This is a genomic window from Pelagibius sp., assembly GCF_965227505.1.
GTDB lineage: Bacteria > Pseudomonadota > Alphaproteobacteria > Kiloniellales > Kiloniellaceae > Pelagibius.
Genome location: NZ_OZ245757.1, coordinates 886,763 through 908,825 on the forward strand (window position 1 = coordinate 886,763; position 22,063 = coordinate 908,825).

The 22,063-nt window shown below is 65.5% G+C and carries 21 protein-coding genes; 9 read left to right on the forward strand and 12 right to left on the reverse strand.

Translation table 11 applies throughout. The features are described from left to right. Window positions 1-72: 72 nt before the first annotated feature. The 6 genes from phnE to ACO06P_RS04265 form a co-directional block, all read right to left on the reverse strand. Window positions 73-909: a phosphonate ABC transporter, permease protein PhnE gene (gene phnE, locus ACO06P_RS04240; RefSeq protein WP_420348760.1), complete on the reverse strand. Its 837-nt coding sequence runs from the start codon at window positions 907-909 to the stop codon at window positions 73-75. A 105-nt stretch (window positions 910-1,014) separates the two neighbouring features. Further along, window positions 1,015-2,019, reverse strand: a complete 1,005-nt coding sequence (gene phnD, locus ACO06P_RS04245) for a phosphonate ABC transporter substrate-binding protein (RefSeq protein ID WP_420348761.1) — start codon at window positions 2,017-2,019, stop codon at window positions 1,015-1,017. Between the two features lie 48 nt (window positions 2,020-2,067). Next, complete coding sequence (gene phnC, locus ACO06P_RS04250) at window positions 2,068-2,934, reverse strand: phosphonate ABC transporter ATP-binding protein (RefSeq protein ID WP_420348762.1); 867 nt, start codon at window positions 2,932-2,934, stop codon at window positions 2,068-2,070. 181 nt (window positions 2,935-3,115) lie between these two features. Then, window positions 3,116-3,805 (reverse strand): hypothetical protein, encoded by a 690-nt coding sequence (locus ACO06P_RS04255; RefSeq protein WP_420348763.1) that lies wholly within the window; start codon window positions 3,803-3,805, stop codon window positions 3,116-3,118. 93 nt (window positions 3,806-3,898) lie between these two features. Beyond that, window positions 3,899-5,071: an aromatic ring-hydroxylating oxygenase subunit alpha gene (locus ACO06P_RS04260; protein WP_420348764.1), complete on the reverse strand. Its 1,173-nt coding sequence runs from the start codon at window positions 5,069-5,071 to the stop codon at window positions 3,899-3,901. 47 nt (window positions 5,072-5,118) lie between these two features. Then, a complete protein-coding gene (locus ACO06P_RS04265; protein ID WP_420348765.1) occupies window positions 5,119-6,336 on the reverse strand; it encodes an MFS transporter in 1,218 nt (405 codons plus the stop codon). Between the two features lie 120 nt (window positions 6,337-6,456). On the opposite strand from ACO06P_RS04265, the gene ACO06P_RS04270 reads away from it, so the two are divergent. Next, entirely contained in the window at window positions 6,457-7,140 is a 684-nt protein-coding gene (locus ACO06P_RS04270) for a TetR/AcrR family transcriptional regulator (RefSeq protein WP_421938171.1), read from the forward strand. Window positions 7,141-7,328: 188 nt separating this feature from the next. After that, entirely contained in the window at window positions 7,329-8,258 is a 930-nt protein-coding gene (locus ACO06P_RS04275; RefSeq protein WP_420348767.1) for a zinc-binding dehydrogenase, read from the forward strand. A gap of 122 nt (window positions 8,259-8,380) precedes the next feature. Here the strand turns inward: ACO06P_RS04275 and ACO06P_RS04280 are convergent, their stop codons facing one another. Then, complete coding sequence (locus ACO06P_RS04280; protein WP_420348768.1) at window positions 8,381-9,292, reverse strand: LysR substrate-binding domain-containing protein; 912 nt, start codon at window positions 9,290-9,292, stop codon at window positions 8,381-8,383. Window positions 9,293-9,394: 102 nt separating this feature from the next. On the opposite strand from ACO06P_RS04280, the gene ACO06P_RS04285 reads away from it, so the two are divergent. Continuing rightward, a complete protein-coding gene (locus tag ACO06P_RS04285; protein ID WP_420348769.1) occupies window positions 9,395-10,273 on the forward strand; it encodes a glycine betaine ABC transporter substrate-binding protein in 879 nt (292 codons plus the stop codon). A gap of 109 nt (window positions 10,274-10,382) precedes the next feature. Here the strand turns inward: ACO06P_RS04285 and ACO06P_RS04290 are convergent, their stop codons facing one another. After that, complete coding sequence (locus ACO06P_RS04290) at window positions 10,383-11,165, reverse strand: tellurite resistance TerB family protein (RefSeq protein WP_420348770.1); 783 nt, start codon at window positions 11,163-11,165, stop codon at window positions 10,383-10,385. Window positions 11,166-11,271: 106 nt separating this feature from the next. Further along, on the reverse strand, window positions 11,272-13,671 hold the full coding sequence (locus ACO06P_RS04295; RefSeq protein WP_420348771.1) for a transketolase: 2,400 nt from the start codon (window positions 13,669-13,671) through the stop codon (window positions 11,272-11,274). Window positions 13,672-13,818: 147 nt separating this feature from the next. On the opposite strand from ACO06P_RS04295, the gene ACO06P_RS04300 reads away from it, so the two are divergent. From ACO06P_RS04300 to ACO06P_RS04320, 5 genes are all read left to right on the forward strand, one after another. After that, complete coding sequence (locus tag ACO06P_RS04300) at window positions 13,819-14,322, forward strand: Lrp/AsnC family transcriptional regulator (protein ID WP_420348772.1); 504 nt, start codon at window positions 13,819-13,821, stop codon at window positions 14,320-14,322. Between the two features lie 53 nt (window positions 14,323-14,375). Next, a complete protein-coding gene (locus tag ACO06P_RS04305) occupies window positions 14,376-15,404 on the forward strand; it encodes an ABC transporter substrate-binding protein (RefSeq protein WP_420348773.1) in 1,029 nt (342 codons plus the stop codon). A gap of 25 nt (window positions 15,405-15,429) precedes the next feature. Then, entirely contained in the window at window positions 15,430-16,203 is a 774-nt protein-coding gene (locus tag ACO06P_RS04310; protein ID WP_420348774.1) for an ABC transporter ATP-binding protein, read from the forward strand. Then, window positions 16,196-17,002: an ABC transporter permease gene (locus tag ACO06P_RS04315; protein WP_420348775.1), complete on the forward strand. Its 807-nt coding sequence runs from the start codon at window positions 16,196-16,198 to the stop codon at window positions 17,000-17,002. Before ACO06P_RS04310 ends, ACO06P_RS04315 begins: the two co-directional genes overlap by 8 nt. 144 nt (window positions 17,003-17,146) lie before the next feature. After that, window positions 17,147-17,335: a hypothetical protein gene (locus ACO06P_RS04320; protein ID WP_420348776.1), complete on the forward strand. Its 189-nt coding sequence runs from the start codon at window positions 17,147-17,149 to the stop codon at window positions 17,333-17,335. 43 nt (window positions 17,336-17,378) lie between these two features. Here ACO06P_RS04320 and ACO06P_RS04325 read toward each other — a convergent pair whose 3' ends face one another. From ACO06P_RS04325 to ACO06P_RS04335, 3 genes are all read right to left on the reverse strand, one after another. Next, the gene (locus ACO06P_RS04325; protein WP_420348777.1) at window positions 17,379-17,513 is read right to left on the reverse strand and encodes a hypothetical protein; all 135 of its coding nucleotides are present in this window, start codon (window positions 17,511-17,513) and stop codon (window positions 17,379-17,381) included. A gap of 902 nt (window positions 17,514-18,415) precedes the next feature. Then, entirely contained in the window at window positions 18,416-20,482 is a 2,067-nt protein-coding gene (locus tag ACO06P_RS04330) for a methyl-accepting chemotaxis protein (protein ID WP_421938172.1), read from the reverse strand. Window positions 20,483-20,853: 371 nt separating this feature from the next. Continuing rightward, complete coding sequence (locus ACO06P_RS04335; RefSeq protein ID WP_420348779.1) at window positions 20,854-21,252, reverse strand: flagellar basal body rod protein FlgC; 399 nt, start codon at window positions 21,250-21,252, stop codon at window positions 20,854-20,856. A 245-nt stretch (window positions 21,253-21,497) separates the two neighbouring features. Between ACO06P_RS04335 and ACO06P_RS04340 the strand changes: the two genes are divergently transcribed. Then, the gene (locus ACO06P_RS04340; RefSeq protein WP_420348780.1) at window positions 21,498-22,043 is read left to right on the forward strand and encodes a PadR family transcriptional regulator; all 546 of its coding nucleotides are present in this window, start codon (window positions 21,498-21,500) and stop codon (window positions 22,041-22,043) included. The last annotated feature ends 20 nt before the right edge of the window (window positions 22,044-22,063 follow it).

Sequence of the window (22,063 nt, forward strand, 5' to 3'; positions counted from 1 at the left end):
GGCGCGGCGTTCTTGGGCGCAAGTCTCAGACGATCACGGCGCCTTGGCAAGGCGCAAGCTGTAACGATGGCGTCAGATCAGGCGCTTGCGCAGCTGCGAGGAGAGGATATCGATGATGGACACCACCACGACGACCACGATGATGACGGCGGCGGCGCGGTCGTACTGGAAGGCGCGGAAGGACTCGTAGAAGGTGAAACCGATGCCGCCGGCGCCGACGATGCCCAGCACCGTGGCGGAGCGCACCAGGGTCTCGAAGCGGTAGAGGGAGAAGCTGCTCCACAACGGCAGCACCTGGGGGATGACGCCGTAGATCACCTGCTGCAGGCGGCTGGCGCCGGTGGCGCGGATGCCCTCCACCGGGCGCGGGTCGATGGCCTCCACCGCCTCGGAGAAGAGCTTCGAGATCACGCCCAGGTTATGGATGAATAGCGCCATCACGCCGGCAAAGGGCCCGAGGCCGACGGCGGCGACGAAAAGGATGGCGAAGACCAGCTCGTTGATGGCGCGGGCGGCATCCATAAGGCGGCGCATTGGCTGAACGATCCACACCGGCGCGATGTTGTTGGATGACAGCAGCCCGCAGGGCACGCCGACCACGATCGAGAGGAAGGTGCCCCAGATGGCGATCTGCACGGTCTCGACCATCTTCAGCACGAAGAGTTCGAGGTCCGTGAAATCGGGCCTCAGAAAGTCGCCGATGAAGACCGCCATGTTGTCGGCGTCGGTGATCAGGTAGGTCCAGCGGTCGACCTCCGCCGGATAGTAGGAAACCCCCAGCAGCACCGCGATGACCAGCGCAATCACGCCCTTGTTGAGGAAGCCGCTCCAGCGCGGCCGCAGGGCGTCGCGCACATCGGGAGAGATCTCAAGGGGCTTGGCGGCGGGACCGGCGCTGGCGAGTGACATGGGCGGACGCCCCTAACGGCTGGTTTGGCTTGGAAAGAAGTCGGCGGCGTCCGCGAGCGGCGGGGCGGAGCGAAGACTCCGCCCGCGCCGTCCGCGACGAAAGGATCAGTAGCCGGCCTGGCCGACGATCCCGGAATAGGCCTGCAGCTCGGCAAGCTTGGCCTCGGCGGCCTTCACGCCCTCTTCGTCACCGGCGTTCTGGGCCTTGATCTTGTCCTTGAAGGCCTCGATCTGGCGCACGTCCAGAAGCTGGGCGTTGGAGGACGCCAGGAAGGGCCCCCAGCCGTCGGAGAGGTTGGCCAGCACGGCGCGCTCGCGTTTCACTTTCTCCAGGTCGCCGAAGCGGCCGTACTGCATGAAGAAGAAGTACATCTGCTGCTTCACCTCGGCGGAAAGCTCCTTGCGCCAGACCATCGGGTCGGAGGGGATGATCGGCGAACGCCAGATCTCCTTGATGTTGGAGGCAGCCTCCGGGTTGGTCTTGGCAAGGCGCGCATAGATGGACTCAGTGTTGTTGGTCGCCACGTCGACCTTGCCGCTGGCCACCGCCATGGCATTGCCTTCATGGTTGGAGTTGGTCACTCGCGCGAAACAGTCTTCCGGCTCCTTGTTGTTCAGCGCCCAGACGTAGTAGCCGGGGATCGCGAAGCCGGAGGTGGAGTTCGGGTCGCCGTTGCCGAAGCTGAGGGTCTGGTCGCAGGCCAGCACGTCTTCCAGCGAGTTCAGCTTGGAATCCTTGTGGGTGATCAGCAGGGAATGATAGCCGCGCGAACCGTCGTCCTTGATGGTCTGGGCGAAGACCTCGCCGCCGGCGCGGTCGACGGCCTCGATGGCCGACTTGTTGCCGAACCAGGCAACGTCCACCTTGCCGAAGCGCATGCCCTCGATGACACCGGCATAGTCGGAGGCGAAGAACGGCTTCACCGTCACGCCAAGCGACTTTTCCATGTCCTCGAGGAAAGGCGTGAAGGAGGCTTCCAGCACGGTTGCCGATTCCGTCGAGATGATCCCGAAGTTGATCTGCTCCGGCATTTCGGCCTTGGCGGCGGTGGCGCCGAGAGCAAGCGCCGTCGCGATGCCGGCGGCGGATGCGGTAAGGGTCTTGAGCATCATTTACTCCTGTCAGTCAGATGCAACGAAAGGCTGGGTAGGCGAATCTCAGAGGCTCGCGGCGGCGCGGTCGTCCTGATGATCCAATCCATTGCCGGGGCGGCCCGGCGCGGGCGCCGCGGGCTTGGCCGGCCGCGCCTTGATGAGGTCCAGGCTGCCGGTCTCAACGCCATAGAGATCGGCAATGTCGGCCGGCGTGATGTCGCCGGTCGGCCCGTTGTGGATAACCTCGCCGCCTTTCAGCGCGATGATGCGGTCGCAATGCTCGAAGGCATGGTCGATCTGATGCAGGGAGACGATCACGGTCGTCTTGTCCTGCCGGTTGATCTCCCTGAGGGTCGACATCACAAGCTTTGCCGAGGCGGGATCCAGCGAGGCGATGGGCTCGTCGGCGAGGATCAGCCGTGCCTCCTGGGTCAGCACCCGGGCGATGGCGCCGCGCTGCTGCTGGCCGCCGGAGAGCGTGGAAGCGCGCTGATGCGCCTGCTCGATCATGCCGACGCGCTCCAACGCCTGCAGCGCTTTGACCTTGTCCTGGCGCGGAAACAGCCCGAGCGAACCGCGCCAGCGCGGAATCCGACCCAGCCGCCCGGCCAGCACGTTGGTCAGCAGCGCCAGCCGGCTGATGAGGTTGAACTGCTGGAAGATGACGCCGACGTCGCGGCGCAAGGTTTCACTGTGCTCGCTGAAGCGACCGTTGATCTGCGTGTCTTTGCCGAACAGTGCGATGCGGCCGTCGGTGTCGCGGTCCATCCGTTCCAGGCCGCAGATCAGGCGGATCAGAGTCGACTTTCCGGAGCCGGAGGCCCCGATCAGGCCGACCATCTCACCTTCACCAACGTCCAGGTCGACACCCTGGAGAACCGTCTTTGCGCCGAAGGACTTACGGACGCGCGCCAGTTTGATCACTGACATATGGTAATCACAGACATAGGCAGGCCCCCCTGAGCCCTGCGGCGCTGCACGGAACGCCTCAAGCTCTACAGCCAGCCGATGACGGTATGATGACGCTATTACTTCGAATTCTTTGCAGATCGCGTAAAAACGCCAGAGGGGAAAGGCGGGTGCGTTCGCAGCACTTTCGCTCCGGGCCGCTCTAGGCGGCAAACCTGCGCCGGGTTCGAAACGCTTGGGCCATGAGCCAATCGGCGCGCTTCAGGCTACGCCGCAGATAGGCTTTGCTGCGTTCCTGCCCCTCGGAACGGTCGCGGCACCAACAGGCCAGCGTGGAGAGAAAAATCAAAGTCATCCCCATCTCCTCGACCGAGCGGCGCTGACCTTTGCCGTCCAGGAGTGCCGCCTCGCGCCACCATTGTACCGTGCGCGAGGTCCAGGTGATGAGCTTCAAATTGTGGTGCACATGCACCGGCCAGAGCTTGCCCAGGAACATCTCCGCGGTCACTTTGCGGCGCGGGGCGAGCGCATCGAGCCAGGCTTCCAGCGTGATCTGCAGGCGCTCTTCAGCCGGCAAGGCCGCGAAGCCCTCCTGCTGCCCGGCGAGCATCGCCGTGTCGGCCCGGGCGATCCAGGCATCGGCGATTGCGTCACCGTCGCGGAACTCGGCGCGGATGGCGGCAAGCGGAAGGTTCAGCCGCTCGGCCACATGATGCAGGCGGATGTCGTACCAGCCCCAATCCTCGGCGATGTCGAGCGCGGTCTCGATGATCAGCGCCCTCAGGACCTCGCGTTCCTCCTCGGGTGGGTTTCCGCTTGGCGCGTCGGTCTTTCGCGAACGCTTCGCCGCAGCAGCGCGCTTCTTTCCAGGGCCCGGTTTCGCAGCGGCCATGGGTTAAGCTCCTGTGGTCGTTGCAACCTCATAGAGAGCTTACGACCCCACATCGGACGCTGTCCACAGGTTCCGGCGGTCCCCGATCTGCGTTCAGGTCAACAAACGGCCGGCCATCCACTGGTGGAAGCAGTGGGTCGGGCCATCCATAGCCGGTGAGAAGACCCCGCCGCGAAAGGCCGGCGAGGCGCGCCCGGCCTGCATCCCCTCCACGACGCCGCGGTCCTCCTCGAAGATGCCGCGCCACTGGTGGGTGTTGGCGGCACGCAGGTCGGCCAGGTCGTCGCCCAGCGCCGCCTCGCCGAAGTAGTAGATCTCGAAGTGCTCGCGGGTGCGGTCGGGCCCCAGAGGTTCCAGCACCACGGTATAGAAATGGTCGGCATGAATGCCGAAGAGCACATTGGGAAAGAGCGCCAGGTACTCCGCCGCCCCGCGCCAGGTCTCCGGCAGGTCCGGATGCTCGGGAAAAGCGCGGCCGTCGTCGCTCAAGGTGGGGCGGTAGGCAGTGCTGCCCTGCCCCGCCATGTGACCTTCGACAGCGATGTTGTAGTGATCCTCCAGGCGCGAGTATTGGTTCAGGCTGGGGTGAATCCACGGCAGGTGATAGGCCTCGCAGTAGTTCTCGACCGCGAGCTTCCAGTTGCAGGCGACCTCGATCGTGAAGGCTGAGTCCGCGCCGCCGTGGCGCAGCCGGCTGCCGTCGAAAGCCCCCCAACGCTCGGCCAGGGGCGCGATGAAGGTCTCGAAATCCTCCGCCTCGCCGGAAAGGTCGACGAAGACCGCGTCGCACCAGACGGCGCTGCGCACCGGCTTAAGCCCGTGGCGCGTCCGGTCGAAGCCCGGGCAGTCGCGGGTGCCTGGGCCGCCGACGAAGGGCGTGGCCTTGAGGTTGCCGTCCAGGTCGTAGCTCCAGGAATGATAGGGGCAGCGGATCAGCCCTTTGGAGCGCCCCGGCGTGGCGACCAGCTCCAGTCCGCGGTGACTGCAGACGTTGTGGAAGACCTTCAGGCCGCCCGCGGCATCGCGCAGCATCAGCAGCGGCAGGCCGAGAAGCCGGACCGGGCGCAGATCGCCGGGCTGCGGGACCCAGCGGCCGACACCGATGCAGGTCCAGCCTCGAGCCAGCACCTGGTCGCACTCCACCGCGGCAAAGCTCTCGGAGGTGTAAGCCGCATTGGGCAGGCCCCGCGCCTCCGCGATCGGCAACAGGACCTGCTGCAGCGCCTCGCGCTGCGCCTCGATCTCCCTTGGCAGCCAGCTGCTCATGGTGACCTCCCTTCCGAGAGTCCCTCCGGGGGCTCTGTCTGAGGGGATCAGTCTCGCGCGGGAAGGCCGCAGCCGGCGTCCTTGGAAGCGACATTCCTGTCGCTGCCGCGACGGCGCGCCGCAAGGATCATAGCCCCGGCACCCAGAACAGCAGCAACGGCCATGGCCGCGACGAAACCATGCGGCTCCCAGAGATCCATGGCGATGCCGCCGACCGACGGCCCGACCATGGCCCCTGCCTGATAGGTGATCAGGAAGGCCGCATTGGCCACCGCCAGATCCTGAACTCGCACGCGCTGGCCGATGAAAGCCAGCCCCAGCGTATAGAAGCCGATGCCCAGGCCGCCGAGGGTGAAGACCGCCGCCGCGCGCAGCCAGGGCTCGGCGATCACGGGCAGAGCAGCAGCCAGGGCCGCAAAGGCCAGGGCGGCGGCAATCAGGACGCGCTGCGCCGAAACGCGGTCGGCCAACCAGCCGACGACGAACTGCAGGGCGATACCGCCGACCATGAAGAGCGTGAGCAGGTGGAGCGCCTCGGCCTCGGACATGCCGGACTGCAGTGCATAGACCGGCAGCAGGGCGAAGTGCCCCATCTCCAGCAGGCCGCCGACGACGCCCGCCACCATGGCGATGGGCGCCAGCAGGAAAGCCCCCGCGACTCCGGTCTCCGGATGCTCCGGCATCTGCGGCGCCAGTTGCGCGGCGGCCACGATGGGGACGACGGCCAGCAGGATCCCACCCGCCGCAATCAGGAACGGGAGCCATCCGTCAATCCCCACGGTCTCCAGGAAGAAGGGACCAGCAGCAAAGCCGGCAAAGAGGACGATCGCATAGAGCGCGATCATGCGCCCACGCGTCTTGTCGCTGGCAACGGTGTTGATCCAGGTCTCGCCGACCAGCCAGGGCAGCGCGATCCCGGCGCCCATGATGGCGCGGAGCACAAGCCAGGCCTCAGGCGAAGGAAAGACCGGCATCAGCAGGAAGCCGCCGCCGACCAGCACGCAACCCAGCGCCATGGCCCGGATCGTTCCGAGACGCCCCACCAGCTTGGGAAAGAACGGCAGGCACAGCAGGATAGCAAGCGCGGGCGCACTGCCGACCAGGCCGATGTACCAGTTCGGTGTGCCCCAGCTTTCAAAGGTGAGCGCGGTGATGGGATAGCCGATACCGTAGGAAATGCCGACCCCGACCGTCGAGGCTATGACGGCCGCAAGGCTGAGGGCACGCTGGCGGGGCGACAGGTTTTCCGGTGCAACGGACGACATTTCGATCTTCCTTCGGTTCAGCGTCATGGGACAGCCGCAGGGCAGTTCCTGGCAAGCGCGTTGATCTCTACGCTGTAGAGATATATTCTACACCGTAGAAACTTCAACAACGGAGTTGCCTTGCCAAAGAAAAATCCGCGCCCGGGTCCACGCGGCCTCTCCGTGGAGGAGATTGTCCGCGCAGCCGTGGCCTTGCAGGAAGCGGAGGGGGAACGCGGCTTCACCCTGCGCAAGCTGGGGGCGAAGCTCGGCTGTGATCCGATGGCGGTGCTCTATCACTTCGGCTCCAAGACCGGGCTCGAACGGGCGATGGCGGATCTGCTGAACGCGGAATTGCGGCCCGTCGACCCGGCAATGCCCTGGCGCGACCGTCTGGCCGACCTCGCCCGGCAGTACCGGGATCTGGCGCTGCGCTATCCGGAGACCTTTCCGCTGCTGAACCGCTTCTGGGTCACCGGCCCGGCCGACTACCGCCATGCCGAGGCGATCTACCAGGCGCTGGAGGATGCCGGCCTGGAAGATGCGCAGCTGGCGCAGATCTGCTGCGGCCTCTACGCCAGCCTCCTGGGGCTCGCCGCTGCGGAACTGGGTGGCCTGCTGCAGCCGGCGACGGCGGAGAACCTGGCCGAGGTCAAGGCCCTGCCGGCGGAGGACTTTCCGGTGACCAGCCGCCTGCTCCCCCTCTATCGCAAGCAGCGGCCCGGCGGGATCTACGAGACCATGCTCCAGACATTGCTCGACGGCATCGAACAGCAGGTGCCGGACCGGAAATCCGGTGGCCAGAAGCCGCGACGGAACAAATGAACGCCGGGGCGGAGCACCTGACGAAACGCATCTGCTGAAAGTCACAACCTGGGATCGCAGATCTGCTGCCCCGTCCACGTTTTCCCTATCGGACCGCGCACGCCGCCCCTATCTTGCGCGGCTGATCATCACGTTGGATCGGGGGGAACGGAAAGCTGAAAGCGTTGGTGCTGGAAGGCAGGCGGCAGGTGTCTGTGCTCGAGGTCGAGCCGCCCGTGGCGGGGCCGGATGAGGTCGTCATTGACGTGGCTGTCGCTGGGATCGGCGGAAGCGAATACCTGGGCTACAACAACCCGGGCATACGAACTCTGCCGAACATCATGGGACATGGATTCGCCGGCACAACGGCAGAGGGTCGCCGGGTTGCGGTCAATCCCCTGCGAAGCTGCGGCACCTGCGAATACTGCCGGCGCGAACTCCGTCAGCTTTGCAACGACTGGCATCTGATCGGGGTCCAGTCGGACGGCGGCTTTGCCCAGCAGGTCGCCGTGCCTGAGGAGACCTTGGTCACACTTCCGGACGATCTGGGCTGGGAACAGGCAGCCTTTGTGGAGCCCTTCGCCAACGCCGTAAACGCCTGGGAGCTGTCCGGCGCAGATGGCGGGTGCTCGGTGGCGATCCTCGGCGCCGGAGGGCTGGGCCTGGGGCTGGTCGCCTGCGCGGCCGGCGCCGGCTGTGCGCAGATCGCTGTCAGCGATCTCTCCCAGACCCGCCTGGACGCGGCTGCCGAACTCGGTGCGGCGACCTGTGGAAACGATACCGAGACACACCCAGAGGGCAGCTATGATAGCTATGATGTTGTGTTCGATACCGTCGGCTCGGTGGACTCTCGGCGGCGCGCAATCGATCTCACCCGCAAAGCCGGGACCTGCGTCCTCATGGGCTTCGCCGCGCCCGACCTGGAAGCCAATGCCGGGGCCTTCATAAGAAGCCAGCGGCGGCTCCTCGGCGCCTTTGTCTATTCGATGACGCAGTTCCAGACGGCGGTCAGCCTGGCGGCGCGCTGCAAAGCCGACTGGGTGGCGAACCTTTCGTTCGCGGAGGTGGAACCGCTGCTGCAGCGCTACCTGGAGGGTGATTTCTCCACCGTCAAGGCCGCCCTGCGACCCAACGGCTAGCTCCGTTCAAAGGCTACGCGGACACCGCGGCAGCCACCTGCCCTTGCGGCAGTTCGCCCACCCGCTCGAAGATCGCCTTCTGCCCCTCCGGGTCGATATGACCGTCGACGTTGGCGGCTGCATCAGTCTGCCCCCAAGTCCGCCGACTTTGCTTCACCGACAATCCATTCGGTAAACGCCTTGATCGGTCGTTCGCGACACCGCCGCTCGGCACAGACCAGGAAGTAGGAGAAGGGCGACGGCAAGACCATGTCCCAGGGAACGACGAGGCGCCCGGAGGCAATGTCGTCCGATGCAATGGTGCGTCGGCCCAGCAGGATTCCGGCGCCGGACATCGCCGCTTGGAGGGCGTGGTCGGTCTGGGCGAAGTGCTGGCCCTTCTCAGCCAACCCGGGATCGAGGCCTACCTTGGAGAACCAGTTCGCCCAGCCGGAACTCTGGCCGGGGTAGGTCGCAGCGTCGTCATGGAGAAGCCGTAACTCCGTCAGGTGCTGAACCGGCGCCCCTGCGGGCACATAGCCCGGCGCGCAGAGGGGTACATAGGCCTCCCCAAGCAAGTACGTGATCTTGTGATCGGGATAGTCGCCCCTGCCGTGCCGCAGCGCCAGGTCGCTGTGCCCGGCCAGCAGATCCACGACCTCGTTGGTGGTGCCGACCTCCACGTCGATTGCCGGATAGAGATCGTGGAAGCGATGCAGCCGCGGCAGCAGCCACTTTGCAGCGATCGACGGACCGGCAGAGATACGCAGCCGCGTCTCCTCGGTCAGAGCCCGGGTCTCGCGCAACGCGGTGCCGATCAGATCGAAACCCTCGCGCAGCGGCGGATGCAAGGTCCGTCCTGCAGCCGTCAACTCGATGGAGCGGGCACGGCGCACGAAGAGCTTTTCTCCCAGATACTCCTCCAGCGTTCTGATCTGATGGGAGACAGCTGAGGGCGAGGTGCCCAACTGCTCAGCCGCGCGCTTGAAGCTCAGACAGTCCGCCACGACGGCGAAAGCGCGAAGAGCGGAGAGGTGAGCAATACGCTGCGGCATGAGATGAGAATATCTCAGCCCAGGCTGAGAACAACGCGTTTGTCCCTCTGTCAGCCCCTCGCCATCTCTGCTGCATCGAACACCTCACCCCAGGAGACAGCCATGTTTGATGCACTGAAATCTCTTGTTCTGGCAGGCACCGTCCTCGCCGGCAGCACAGCGGCCGCCCTGGCCGAAACCGACAAACCGACCGTGCGCCTCGGGCAGGTCGGCCTCTCATTCTATGCCGTCACCGGCGGCGTCGTTCAGGAACTGCTGGAACGCGACGGATACACGGTCGAATTGACCGTCGGCAGCCATGCCGAGATCTTCCCGCAACTGGGCGCAGGCGAGGTCGACATTCTTGCCGCCACCTGGTTGCCCGGGGGCCATGCCTCACTCTACGCACCGGTGGCGGACACGACCTTTCGAATTGCACCGATTTACGAGGACGCACGCTTTTTCTGGGTCGTTCCGGCCTACGTGCCTGAAGACGCCATCTCCTCCATCGCCGACCTGACCAAGCCCGAAGTGCGCGAGCGCCTGCCGCAGACCATCGTCTCGCTGCCCGAGGCGACCGGCCTGACCACCGGCGGGCGTCGGGTCATGGAGGCCTATGGCCTTGGCGATGCAGGCTATGAACTGCGGGCAGCACCCCCGGCGGAGTGGCTCGGCGCCTTTACGGAGGCGGTCGAGAACGAAGACTGGATCGTCTTCCCGCTCTGGCAGCCGCAGTGGGTGAACGCTGCCTTCGAGGTGCGGGCGCTTGAGGAACCGCTGAACGCCTATGGCGATCCCGACACCGCCTACCTGCTGGGCCACACAGATCTGCGGGACAAGCTGGCCCCGGAAACCCTGCAGAAGCTGGCAGACCTGCGCATCCCGGTCGAGGCCGTGACGGAAATGGATCGGATGGTCAGCCAGGACGGCAAGGCGCCCCGGGAGGCCGCCCGGGCCTGGCTCGACGCCAACCCCTCGCTGCTCGAGGCCTGGGGCAGCTGATCTCCGTTGCAATCAGGCTTTACAGCCGGCGCGCCCGAGGCGCGCCGGCTGCTCATGTGTGGAGATGCGCAAAGGCAGGATGGACCTCCGGCCGCAGGCCGGACTGTGGTCAGGCCGGGATGCCGGCCACCTGTCCTTCCAGATGGGCGACCAGGTCCGCCGGCAGCGACAGCCGGCTGGCCAGCGCTTCCAGGTAGGCCTGCTCCATCGGATGATCCGGATCGATGGCCAGGCGCGAGGCGAGGTAGAGTTCCGCCGCCTGCTCCGGACCCTGGGCCAGACCGGCGATGTCCTGCAGGCTCGGCGGTTCGGCCAGCGCATCGAAGACGAAGGCCTTCTCTTCGGCATCCAGCGGCAGTTCGCCCACCCGTTCGAAGATCGATTTCTGCTCGTCGGGGTCGATATGTCCGTCGGCATTGGCGGCGGCGATCATCGCCATCACCAGCGCCAGTTCGAAGGGCTTGCCGTCGCTGGCCGGCGCGGCCTCGGGGTGGAACTTCGATCCTGCCGGCGGCGGCGCGCTCGGAAATCCTGCAGCGTCCGGTGCCGGCTGGTAGGCCACCTGCCCAGCGGCACCGGCCCCGGGCGACTGTTGCGGGACCTGCTGGGGCGCCTGCTTGCCGTCCTGCCAGTTCTGATAGGCACGGTAGGCCAGGGCGCCGAGCGCGGCCGCGCCGCCATAGCCGACAACGCCGCCGGCCAGTTTTCCAACTTTTTTGCGTGCTTTCTTGTTGCCGATCAGAACGCCCAGCAGACCGCCGGCCGCCAGGCCGCCGGCGACGCCGCCGATACCGCTGTTGGCCAGCTTGCCCTTGGCGTTCTGGACCGCCCCGCCCGCAGCACCGGCCGCGTTGGGCCCGAGAAACTGCTCCAGAAGACTTTGGGGATTCATGCTCTACCTCTCGTTTTACCCGTCCGTTAGATAGGAAGGGCGCCCCCCAAAGGCAAACAGAACCGTCTGTTGGGCCGCTTTGCTCAACGAAGTGGTTAACGGTTCCCTAAGGCACCGCACGGAGATAGCGGATCGGCCGGCCGGCGGAGGCGGCGTTGGCGGCAGCGACGATGGCCGCGGTGTCGATTCGGTGATGTGCATAGAGGTCATCGACCGTTCCGGTCTGGCCGAAGTGCTCGACACCCAGCGCCTGGACCCTGTGGCCCTGTACGGCGCCGAGCCAGGAGAGGGTCGTCGGATGGCCGTCCAGGACGGTCACCAGACCGGTATCGCGGTCGAGTGGCGCCAACAGGGTCTCGATGTGACAGCGGGCGTCCCGCCGCCCCTCCTGGCGGGCCCGCTCCGCGGCATGCCAGCCGGCGCTGAGGCGGTCGGACGAGGTCACCGCCAGCACGCCGACATCGCGCCGGTCCTCGCCGATCAAGCCGGCCGCCGCGATGGCTTCGGCGGCCACCGCACCCTGGTAGGCAATCACCACCGCGCAGTTGGGGCCGGGGCGGCGCAGCCAGTAGGCGCCGTTGATGATGTCCTGCGCCAGAGCCGCGTCGAGCGCGCGCTTCGGCTGCTCCAGCGGTCGGGTCGAAAGGCGCAGGTAGACCGAGCCGCCGTTCTCGTCGCGCAGCCAGGGACCGGAGGGCTCCCCCTTCCCGTCGCGCTGCATGTAGTCGAAGGACCAGGTCATGATCGCCGCCAGTTCGTCGACGAAAGCCGGCTCGAAGGCCGCGAGGCCGTCCTGCGCGAGCCCGATGAGCGGCGTGCCGACCGACTGGTGGGCCCCGCCCTCCGGCGCCAGGGTGATGCCGGAGGGAGTCGCCACCAGCAGGAAGCGGGCGTCCTGATAGCAGGCATAGTTCAGCGCATCGAGACCGCGTTGAATGAAAGGATCGTAGAGCGTGCCGATGGGCAGCAGGCGTTCGCCGAAGAGCGAATGCGAGAGCCCCAGCGCGCCCAGCAGCAGGAATAGGTTCATCTCGGCAATGCCGAGTTCGATGTGCTGGCCTTCCGGGCTCATGATCCACTTCTGCGCCGAAGGCACCTTCTCATCGCGGAAGGTGTCGCCGAGCGGCGTGCGATTGAAGAGGCCGCGGCGGTTCACCCAGCCGCCGAGGTTGGTCGACACCGTCACATCCGGCGAGGTGGTCACGATGCGCTGCGCCAGGGGCGAGTCCTCCCGCGCCAACTCGTTGAGGATCTTGCCGAAGCCCTCCTGCGTCGACATCACCGCCCCAGCCGGTGCCGGCAACGGCGCGACCGGCACCACGGCGGCCTGGTAGCGCCGCCGGCCCTTGGCGTTGAAGGGCACCGCCTTGAGAAAGGCCTCTGCCTCTTCGCGGGGGGTGGCCAGCGCTTCGAAAGGCTCCCATTCCTGTCCCTCCCGAACGCCGAGGCTGCCGCGGTAGGCCGCCATCTGGTCGGGGGTCATCAGGCCGGCATGGTTGTCCTTGTGGCCGGCCAGCGGCAGGCCGTAGCCCTTCACCGTGTAGGCGATGAAACAGACCGGGCGGTCGTGGTCGACGGCAGCGAAGGCCTCCAGCACCGCCGGCAGGTCGTGGCCGCCCAGGTTGGTCATCAGCCGTGCCAGTTCGTCGTCGCTGCGCGCCTCGATGAGCGCCGTCAGCGGGCCCTGATCGCCGAGATCATCCAGCAGGCGTTTGCGCCAGGCCGCCCCGCCCTGAAAGGTCAGCGCCGAGTAGAGCTGGTTGGGACAGCGGTCGATCCAGTCGCGCAGCGCCTCCCCGCCCGGCTCCTGGAAGGCCGCCTGCAACAGGTGGCCGTACTTGATCGTCACCACCTCCCAGCCCATGGAGCGGAACAGCTTGTCGAACTGGCCGTAGAGGCCTTCGCGCGCCACTGCGTCCAGGCTTTGCCGGTTGTAGTCGATGACCCACCAGGTGTTGCGCAGGCCGTGCTTCCAGCCCTCCATCAGGGCCTCGTAGATGTTGCCCTCGTCAAGCTCCGCATCGCCCACCAGCGCCACCATGCGCCCCTCAGGCGCGGTCTTGGCACCTGCGGACCATCCCTTCAGGCGCACGTAGTCCTGCACCATGCTGGCGAAGGAGGTGATGGCAACGCCGAGGCCGACCGAACCGGTGGAGAAGTCCACGTCGTCGCTGTCCTTGGTGCGCGAGGGGTAGGACTGCGCGCCACCGAAACCACGGAACGCTTCCAGGTTTTCCCGGGTCTGATTGCCCAGCAGATACTGGATGGCATGGAAGACCGGGCTGGCATGGGGCTTCACCGCCACACGGTCCTCGGGCCGCAGCACGTGGAAATAGAGCGCCGTCATGAGGGTGACCAGCGAGGCGCTCGACGCCTGATGGCCGCCCACCTTCAGCCCGTCCGTCTTGGGGCGCAGGTGGTTGGCGTTGTGGATCATCCAGGAGGACAGCCAGAGCACCTTCTGCTCCAGCGCCTCCAGCATCTTCAGGCTATGGGAATCCGTCATGGTTTTCGTTTAACTCTCGGCCTTCGCAAGGAAGCGGCGCGGAGCGGCAGCTTACGCCAAAGCGCCCTGGCAGGACATGCCAAAGGCGCTACGGATTTTATCAGACTTGGTATCTTTGCATCGCCAGGAGGAAATTCTTGGCATATTATGCCGAACATGGAGCTCGACAGCATCGACCGCAAGATCCTGACCGCGCTGCAGGCCGACGGCCGCCTCAGCAACGTCGACCTCGCCGAACAGGTCGGCCTTTCCCCCTCGCCCTGCCTGCGGCGGGTGCGCCTGCTGGAGGAAGCGGGCATCATCGACCGATACGTCGCCCTGGTCGCCCAGGGCGCGGTCGGCCTGCCGGTCTCCGTCTTCATCTCCATCAAGCTGGAACGCCAGCAGGAGGAGGATCTGGACCGCTTCGAAGCGGAGGTCAGCGCCTATCCCGAGGTCCTGGAGTGCTACCTCATGACCGGCACGCAGGACTATCTGCTGCGGGTGGTGGTGGCCGACCTCGCGGCTTACGAGCGCTTCCTCAAGACCAAGCTGACGCGCGTCGGCAACGTCGCCTCCATCGAGTCCAGCTTCGCGCTCAAGCAGGTGAAGTATACCAACGTGCTGCCGCTCGATGGGGCGCCCATTGACCCGGCACAAGCGCGCGGATAGCGTGCTGGCTTCCAAAGAACACACCAAGAATGCTCCCGGGGAGGACAGACCAGATGTTGCACTCGCTGCGCCGCGGCCTTGCCGCCGTTTCCCTCGCCTGCAGCCTCGCGCTCGGCGCCACGGCGGCGCAGGCGGAGAAGATCACCATCTCCGCCCTTACCTTCGTGTCCTCCTCGCCGCTGTTCATCGCCCAGGACAAGGGCTATTACGCCGAGGAAGGCCTGGAGGTGGAATTCAAGTTCTTCCGCGCGGCGCAGCCGGTGGCGGTTTCGATCGCCTCGGGCGATGCCGACTTCGGCGTCACCGCCTTCACCGCCGGCTTCTATAATCTGGCCGGCAAGGGCGCGCTGAAGGTGATCGGCGCCCAGAGCCGCGAGGAGCCGGGCTTCGACTTCTCCGCCTACATCGCCTCCAACAAGGCTTATGCCGCCGGCTTCGACAGCCCGGAGAAGTTCGCCGGCAAATCGCTCGGCATGACTCAGAGGGGCTCCTCCTTCCACCTTATGATCGGCATGCTGGCCGACCGACTGGGTATGGACCTGGACGATGTTCAACTGAAGCCGCTGGAGAAGGTGCCGAACATGATCGGCGCGGTGAAGTCGGGCCAGGTCGACTCCATCATCCTGCCCGCCCACATCGCCACCCGGCTGGAGAACGACGGTTCGGCCAAGATCATCGGCTGGGTTCACCAGTACACGCCCTATCAGTTGGGCGGCCTCTTCACCTCGACCCGCAACGTCGAGCAGCGGCGTGACGTGGTGGAGCGCTTTGTGCGTGCCTATCAGCGTGCAGCAGCCGACTATGCCGAGGCCTTCATGCAGCGCGACGCCGCCGGCCAGCGCGTCTTCGGTACCGAGGCCGAGGCGCTCATTCCAATCATCGAGAAGTACACCAAGGCCAAGCCCGCCTCGATCAAGGCCGGCGCCCCCTTCATCGACCCCGAGGGCCGGCTGAAGGTGCAGTCGATCTACGACCAGGTCGCCTGGATGCAGGCCCAGGGGCTGGTCGGCAAGGATATCGATCCCGCGGACTTCGTCGATCTCAGCTTCATCGAGGGCCACCTGGACGTCCCGACCAACTGAGCGACTCTTCCGGCAGCCGACCATCATGGAACTGCGCCTCGAGGCTGTCGGCCACCGCTACGACGACCTGACGGTTCTGGAGGACATTTCCTTCACCGTGCAGGCGGGCGAGACCTTGGCGCTCATCGGGCCTTCCGGCTGCGGCAAGTCCACCCTGCTGGGCATCCTGGGCGGCTTGCTGCAGCCCGGCAGCGGCCGGGTGGTGGCCGCGGGCGACACACCGGCGGACTGCCTCAACCCCCTGACCTACGTCTTTCAGGATTTTGCGCTGCTGCCTTGGCGCACGGTGGCCGACAACGTCTCCCTGGCGCTGGAGCACCACGCCCTTTCGGCTGGTGAGCGCCGGGCGCGCATTGCCGAGGTGCTGGAGCGCACGAAACTCAGCGACTTCGCGACAGCCTATCCGCGCCAGCTCTCCGGCGGCATGCGCCAGCGGGTGGGCATCGCCCGGGCCCTCGCCGTGCGCCCGGCCGTGCTGCTGATGGACGAACCGCTCTCGGCGCTCGATGCCCAGACCCGCGACCTGCTGATGGAGGACTTCCTGGATCTCTGGCTGCGCGAGAAGACGACGGCGGTCTATGTCACCCACAATCTGACGGAGGCGCTGCGTCTGGCGGACCGGGTGGCCGTCCTCTCCCGCCGTCCCGGACGGCTGCGCGAGATCGTGCCCCTCACCCTTCCGCAGAGCGAGCGGACCAAGCCCGCGGCCCAGGCGGAGCTCGCCCGGCTTCAGAACCACCTTTGGACCCTGATCAAGGAGGAAGCGCGTTCGGCCGAGCGGGAGATGGCCGATGGCTGAGCTTGGCCGTGAAACCGCGCAAGACCGCGTGCGTTTCCGCGGCGGCGGCTTCGCGCCGGGCCAGCGCCGCGGGCCGGCGCTCCTGGTCTTCGCCGCGCTCATCGCCTTCTGGCAAGGCGGCAGCAGCCTGGGCTGGATCAACCCCCTCTTCCTGCCCAGCCCGGCGCATATCGCCCAGGCGCTCTACGATGTCGCCGCCAGCGGTGAGCTCTGGCGCCACTTCACCGCCTCCCTCGGCCGCATTCTCGGCGGCTGGGCCATCGGCACGGCGGCCGGTCTCGCCCTCGGGACGGCCATGGGCCTTTTCACCCTCGCCCGTTCCGTCGGTATGCCTCTGGTCTCGGCGATCTTCCCGGTCCCCAAGATCGCCCTGCTGCCGCTCTTCATCCTCTGGTTCGGCATCGGCGAGCCCTCCAAGCTGGCCACCATTGCGCTGGGCGTCTTCTTCCCGACGGTGATCAACTGCTACAGCGGCATCGACGGCGTCGCGCGCAATCTGATCCGCATGGCCCAGTCCTTCGACCTGCCGCCGCGCGACATCGTCCGCAAGGTGGTCCTGCCCGGCGCCATGCCCACCATCATCGCCGGCTTCCGGATCTCGTCTTCCGTCGCTCTCATCCTGGTGGTGGCGGCCGAGATGATCGGCGCCGAATACGGCCTCGGCGCCTTCGTGCTGCAGGCGGGCCACCTGATGGCCACGGACCAGCTGTTGGCCGGCGTCGTCTGCCTTTCGGTGCTCGGGCTGATTTTCGGTGCGGCCATCACGGCTTTGGAACGCAGCCTGCTGCGCTGGCGCTGAAGCTTTCTCTACCTCTCCGGAAACGATTTCCGCCGCTCAGCCGTAGACTCCTCTAGCGGCCGCGTTCGGCCGCATGCATTTGAACCGGCGCCACCAGTGCGCCGACAGAGATCTGACGCAAGCGCAGAGGAGGCCGAAGTCGCCATGATCAAACCGGGGCGCCGATCTTCACACCACCGTGCAGCAGTGACGCGCCGCGATATCCTGAGCATGGCGATTGCCCTGGCTGTGGTCTTGATGATTGCGGTGTCATGGCGCGAGACACACGGCGAGGCCTCCGCCTCCGCCGATCCGCCGGGCCTGCGCGCACCGCTGACGCAGCACCTGCTCTGAGGCCCGTTTCAGGCCGCTGCCCGGGCGCTGGCGCTTCGAGGAGCTAGAACTGAAGCAGTCCAAAAAGATAGGTAACGCCGACAACGACCACCGCCGCCACAGCAATCCCCTCGACCCAGCGCAGGATGCGCCGGCGCTCGCTGCCCTCTTGTTTGCTTTCAACGACAGAACGGTACACTGCACCTCTCCCTGTGCTTCTTGTTTGGCGCTTCTTATTCTGGCCGTCCCTGCCCCGTTCTTTGGGCCTGTCTTACGGGCCCCGTCTTCAGGGTTTACGATGGCGAAAAGCTTACCAGATCCTTAAGGCCCCGACAAACGAACCGCTGAGAATCAGTTCCGACACCACAACCCGGGATTGTTTTCCCGATTCGTCTGACTAGCCGCACCGGCGATTCGCGCGCTGCCGCCGCCCGGCACTTGCGGGATACGGGACGACGCTCGACTTCTCCGGTCGACATCCGCCGACCGGCTCTGGGATCTTTGTCTTATCGGGGCGGAGCCACACCTTGCGCCCGGTCCCGCCATGGGCCCTCGCGGTCGATGGTGTCTTGGTCGAAAGTCTCTGCCGTCAACTGCCGGGGCCATGCGAAGGTTGCAAATCTGGCTTGCAGCGAATCGTCACCGCAGTGCAACATTTTTGTTGCAATAGAAACGTCCGAGCGGTATCTACCCGCGCATGAGCAACTCAACGAAAAACTCCAAGCCGAAGTCCGACCGCTCATACGAGAAGAAAAAGCGCGCCTGCCTGATGTGCCGCACCGACTTCTTGAGCACCTGGCCGGGTGAGCGCATTTGCCAGTCCTGCAAGTCCACCTCTGCGTGGCGCGAGGGGATTGCCGCTTAGCCTGCTGGTCACCAGCGCGTACTGGGGAAACAAAGCCTGCTCTCCTGAAAGGGATTGCGGGCTTCTTGCTTGTGTGCTGACCGCTTGAAGCGCCGCCCCGTGGCCGCGAATTCCGAAGCCACATCCCTTTCCAAGGCTCTACCGATCCTGCAGGTCCGGCTCTCGGCTGCCGACCCGGGGTTGCCCGTCCGTTGACAGCCGTGTGTCCGCACGGGGTTGAAGGGGGAAATCGCGTCTTAGGCGGCGCGGAGCCGGGTCAGGAACTCGTCGAGCTTGCTGCGCAGGACCTCCGAACCCTTCGACAGCTGCTCTGAGGCGCGCAGCACTTCGCCGGCCGACTGTCCGGAGTTCGACGCCGCTTCGGTGACGGCACCGATGTTGGAGGTCACCTCGGTGGTTCCGCGCGCCACCTCCTGGGCATTGCGTGAAATCTCCTGGGTCGCCGCCTGCTGCTCTTCAACCGCCGAGGCGATAGCGGTCGCCGTGCTGCCGATCTGGTCGATGATACCGCGCACGCCTTTGATGGCCGCCACGGTGTCGCCGGTAGCGGCCTGCATAGCGCCGATCTGCGCCCCGATGTCCTCCGTGGCCTTGGCGGTCTGATTGGCCAGTGACTTCACCTCGCTGGCGACCACCGCAAAGCCCTTGCCGGCCTCGCCTGCGCGCGCCGCCTCGATGGTCGCGTTGAGGGCCAGAAGATTGGTCTGCTCGGCAATGTCCTGGATCAGGTTCACGACATCGCCGATCTTCTGGGCCGCCTCGGCAAGGCCGTTCACGGTCTCACTGGCGCGGTCGGCCTCCGTCACGGCTTTGCCCGAGACCTCCCGGGACTGGTTCACCTGGCGCGTGATCTCGCCAATCGAGCTGGAAAGCTCCTCTGCAGCCGAGGCGACGGTCTGAACGTTGGACGATGCCTGGTCGGCAGCCGATGAGACGTCGTTGGCGCGATCGCTGGTCTGGGACGCGACTGTAGACATTCCCTCGGCGGTGATGCGGAGCTGGTTTGAAGCTGTGGAAACCTCGCTGACAACGGGATCGAGGCTGGCCTCAACATCGGCGGCAAGAGAGCGGATCGCGTCGCGCTTTTCCTGCTCGCCGCGTTCGCGTTCGCGTTTGCGTTCCTGGCTTTGGCGATCCGCCTCGATTCCCTGATCCTTGAAGATCTGAACCGCGCGCGCCATGTCGCCGAGTTCATCGCGCCGCGCAGCACCGTCGATCTCGATCGAGAGATCGCCGGACGCGAGAACCTTCACCTGCTCCGTCGTTCGGGCGATAGGGCCGGTCACGCTGCGCACCGCAATCGTCACAATCACCAGGGTACCGATCATCAGAGCCAGCGCCACAAACACGTCAAAGAAGAGAGTGCGTTGCGCCTGCCCGCCGAGGGTGCTGACTTGTGCCCGCAAATCGGCGGCGATTCGGTCCTCCACGCCCTTCAGCAGGTTGATCTTCTGCGTGATGGTGTCAAACCAGACCGGCCCGGTCACACCGCCGAGGTCACCGCCGTAGGCATTGCCGATCGCCAGCCCGCGCATGCGCTCGACCTCGCCGACCGCGTCCGCCTTCAGGGTCTCGGCCAGGAGCGCACGCTGGCTTTCAGTCGCGTAGGCGTGAAAGGTCGCGAGAAAGGCCTGCTGCTGGGCGACCAGGGATACAAAGCGCTGATGGATTGCCGGCGCGAAACCACCCTTGCCAAAGCCGTTGGCGCCCATGGCGCGCTCGATCCCCGTCCGCTCCTTGGCCTGCAAGAAGCTGATGTAGGCCACAATCGAGTTGGTGACACTTGCATCGGCGCTGAGCACGGCCATCTCGCCGACGGTCTCAAGCATCCTTGCGATGGTCGTCGTGTAATACTTCGCCATCTCGCCGACGGTCAGCGAGAGCGCGCTGACCGCAGCCCGCTGCTGCTGCAGCTGGGACACCATGTCCAGGGCTTCCTTGAGCTTCCCCTGAAAGACCGGGCCGTAGGCAGCGCTGTCGAAGGCATTGATTGCCTTGGCAAACTGTTCGTACTGAGCGTCCGTGGCCTGACGCTGTGTGGTCAGTTTCTCGGCGAAAGCCCCCTGCCCCCTCTTTCCGATAAAGCCGGCAGAGGCGCCGCGTTCCTTCTGAAGCTCATGAACCATGGCCGAGATCTCAGGCGCCAGGCTGGCCAGGGCGTCGAGACGATCCATCTCACTCGCTATGCGCCATTGGGCGCCAACGGCTATGGCAGCAAGCACCAGCAAGCCAAACAGCGGCACAGCCAAGGCAAAGCCGATTCTGGTGCGGATTTTGAACCTGCTGAGAAGATCACCGATCATGGTCCGGCCCTCATGGCAAAGTCATAAACGCGGGCCAGTACTGCACAAAATGATTACTCAAGACTAAACTGGATTAGGTCCAAAACATCAAAACATCCGGCGAAGTTTGCCTATATCTTTTCGATCAATCTCCGATAGATGGACTGCGGCCACCATTGGCGTGAAAAGCGACGCGGATCGGACTCGCGACTTCCGCGACCCGCGTGCGGTGTACCGGAAAGGCGGCCCTATGCAGCTCGGGCTGCCCGGGCCCGCTCGGCCGGGGCGGACCGGGTAAAGGTCCGCAAGCGCGCACTACCAAATGAAAGCAGGCTCGACGGGACTGCGCTGGCGGGAAATCAGCGGGGAGTGAAAGGAAGACCTGTGCTAACCTAGGACTTTATGTCTAGAAGACTTTCGGTCACTTCGTCCTGGGTCCGGATGGCGGCGGCATTGGCCTCGTAGGCGCGTTGCGCCTGGATCTGGGTCACCAGTTCCTCGGCCAGATTGACGTTGGGGCGGTTGACCAGGCCCTCTGCGTCGGCATCGGGGCTGCTCGGCTCGTAGCTTTTGACCGAGGCCGGCGTGACCGGACGCACCTCGCCACGCACGCCTCCGCCGCCAGCCGTGACGTCGACGACCCGCTTGGGCTGATAGGCGCCGGGCTGCGCCGCAGGCCCTTCCGGATCGACGCCGCGGCTGCGCATGTTCGCCACGTTGTCAGCCGAGACGGCGAGGCGTTTGCTCTGTGCCATCAGGCCCGAAACCGAAATCGAAAACCCCTGAATCATGGTCCTGCCATGCCGATATTGATCTTCTATCAATTCTACAAGGCTTCGGGATTACGAGCAAATATTTGATATTGTTGATATTTTTCCAAAAATTTGTGACAAATACAGCCTTGCGTCAGCCGCATGGCCGCGTTGCAGACAGCGTTGTACAAGGCGTTGTGGAATCCGTTGTATATATTGAATTGATATATCTCGGGCCGATATAACAAACGGGCCGTCACAACTCAGCCAACCGGAAGTCTGCCATGGACGTTAAGACTCTTTGCCTGGGGGTCCTCTCGCGCGGGGAGGCCAGCGGCTACGAAATCAAGAAGGCTTTCGCGGAAGGCCCCTTCAGCCACTTCCACCAGGCCAGCTTCGGATCGATCTATCCGGCGCTCAATGCGTTGAGCGCGGAGGGCTTGGTGGCCTGCCGCGCCGAAGCCCAGGAAAAGCGCCCGGACAAGAAGATCTACTCGATCACGCCCGCGGGCGAGCGCGCCTTTTTCGACGCCCTGCTGGTGGAGCCGGATGCGGATCGCGTGCGCTCCGACTTCCTCTTTATCCTGTTTTTCGCCCAGTGCCTGCCGCCGGCGCGGGTGGCCGAACTGATCGATCAGCGTATCGCCTGGTACCGGGAATCCCTGGAGCGCATGGAAGACTGCGCCGCCAACAACGTCGGCCCCTCGGGCGCCTGTTTCGTGCGCGGCATGGGAATCGCCGTCTACCGCGCCGCCACAGAGTACCTGGAGACCAATCGCGAGGCCCTGTTGAAAGAGATCGCTCGTCCGGCTGCCATGGTTGCCGAGTGACGAGGCACCGCGAAAAAAAA

Coding starts and splice junctions, on each gene's coding strand:
- ACO06P_RS04255 (WP_420348763.1), bottom strand. CDS start 3,805: ATGGCCGCTGCGAAACCGGGCCCTGGAAAGAAGCGCGCTGCTGCGGCG.
- ACO06P_RS04340 (WP_420348780.1), top strand. CDS start 21,498: ATGGACGTTAAGACTCTTTGCCTGGGGGTCCTCTCGCGCGGGGAGGCC.
- ACO06P_RS04285 (WP_420348769.1), top strand. CDS start 9,395: ATGTTTGATGCACTGAAATCTCTTGTTCTGGCAGGCACCGTCCTCGCC.
- ACO06P_RS04310 (WP_420348774.1), top strand. CDS start 15,430: ATGGAACTGCGCCTCGAGGCTGTCGGCCACCGCTACGACGACCTGACG.
- ACO06P_RS04335 (WP_420348779.1), bottom strand. CDS start 21,252: ATGATTCAGGGGTTTTCGATTTCGGTTTCGGGCCTGATGGCACAGAGC.
- phnE (WP_420348760.1), bottom strand. CDS start 909: ATGTCACTCGCCAGCGCCGGTCCCGCCGCCAAGCCCCTTGAGATCTCT.
- ACO06P_RS04290 (WP_420348770.1), bottom strand. CDS start 11,165: ATGAATCCCCAAAGTCTTCTGGAGCAGTTTCTCGGGCCCAACGCGGCC.
- ACO06P_RS04295 (WP_420348771.1), bottom strand. CDS start 13,671: ATGACGGATTCCCATAGCCTGAAGATGCTGGAGGCGCTGGAGCAGAAG.
- ACO06P_RS04265 (WP_420348765.1), bottom strand. CDS start 6,336: ATGTCGTCCGTTGCACCGGAAAACCTGTCGCCCCGCCAGCGTGCCCTC.
- ACO06P_RS04330 (WP_421938172.1), bottom strand. CDS start 20,482: ATGATCGGTGATCTTCTCAGCAGGTTCAAAATCCGCACCAGAATCGGC.
- ACO06P_RS04320 (WP_420348776.1), top strand. CDS start 17,147: ATGATCAAACCGGGGCGCCGATCTTCACACCACCGTGCAGCAGTGACG.
- phnC (WP_420348762.1), bottom strand. CDS start 2,934: ATGTCAGTGATCAAACTGGCGCGCGTCCGTAAGTCCTTCGGCGCAAAG.
- ACO06P_RS04305 (WP_420348773.1), top strand. CDS start 14,376: ATGTTGCACTCGCTGCGCCGCGGCCTTGCCGCCGTTTCCCTCGCCTGC.
- ACO06P_RS04260 (WP_420348764.1), bottom strand. CDS start 5,071: ATGAGCAGCTGGCTGCCAAGGGAGATCGAGGCGCAGCGCGAGGCGCTG.
- ACO06P_RS04315 (WP_420348775.1), top strand. CDS start 16,196: ATGGCTGAGCTTGGCCGTGAAACCGCGCAAGACCGCGTGCGTTTCCGC.
- phnD (WP_420348761.1), bottom strand. CDS start 2,019: ATGCTCAAGACCCTTACCGCATCCGCCGCCGGCATCGCGACGGCGCTT.
- ACO06P_RS04280 (WP_420348768.1), bottom strand. CDS start 9,292: ATGCCGCAGCGTATTGCTCACCTCTCCGCTCTTCGCGCTTTCGCCGTC.
- ACO06P_RS04300 (WP_420348772.1), top strand. CDS start 13,819: ATGCCGAACATGGAGCTCGACAGCATCGACCGCAAGATCCTGACCGCG.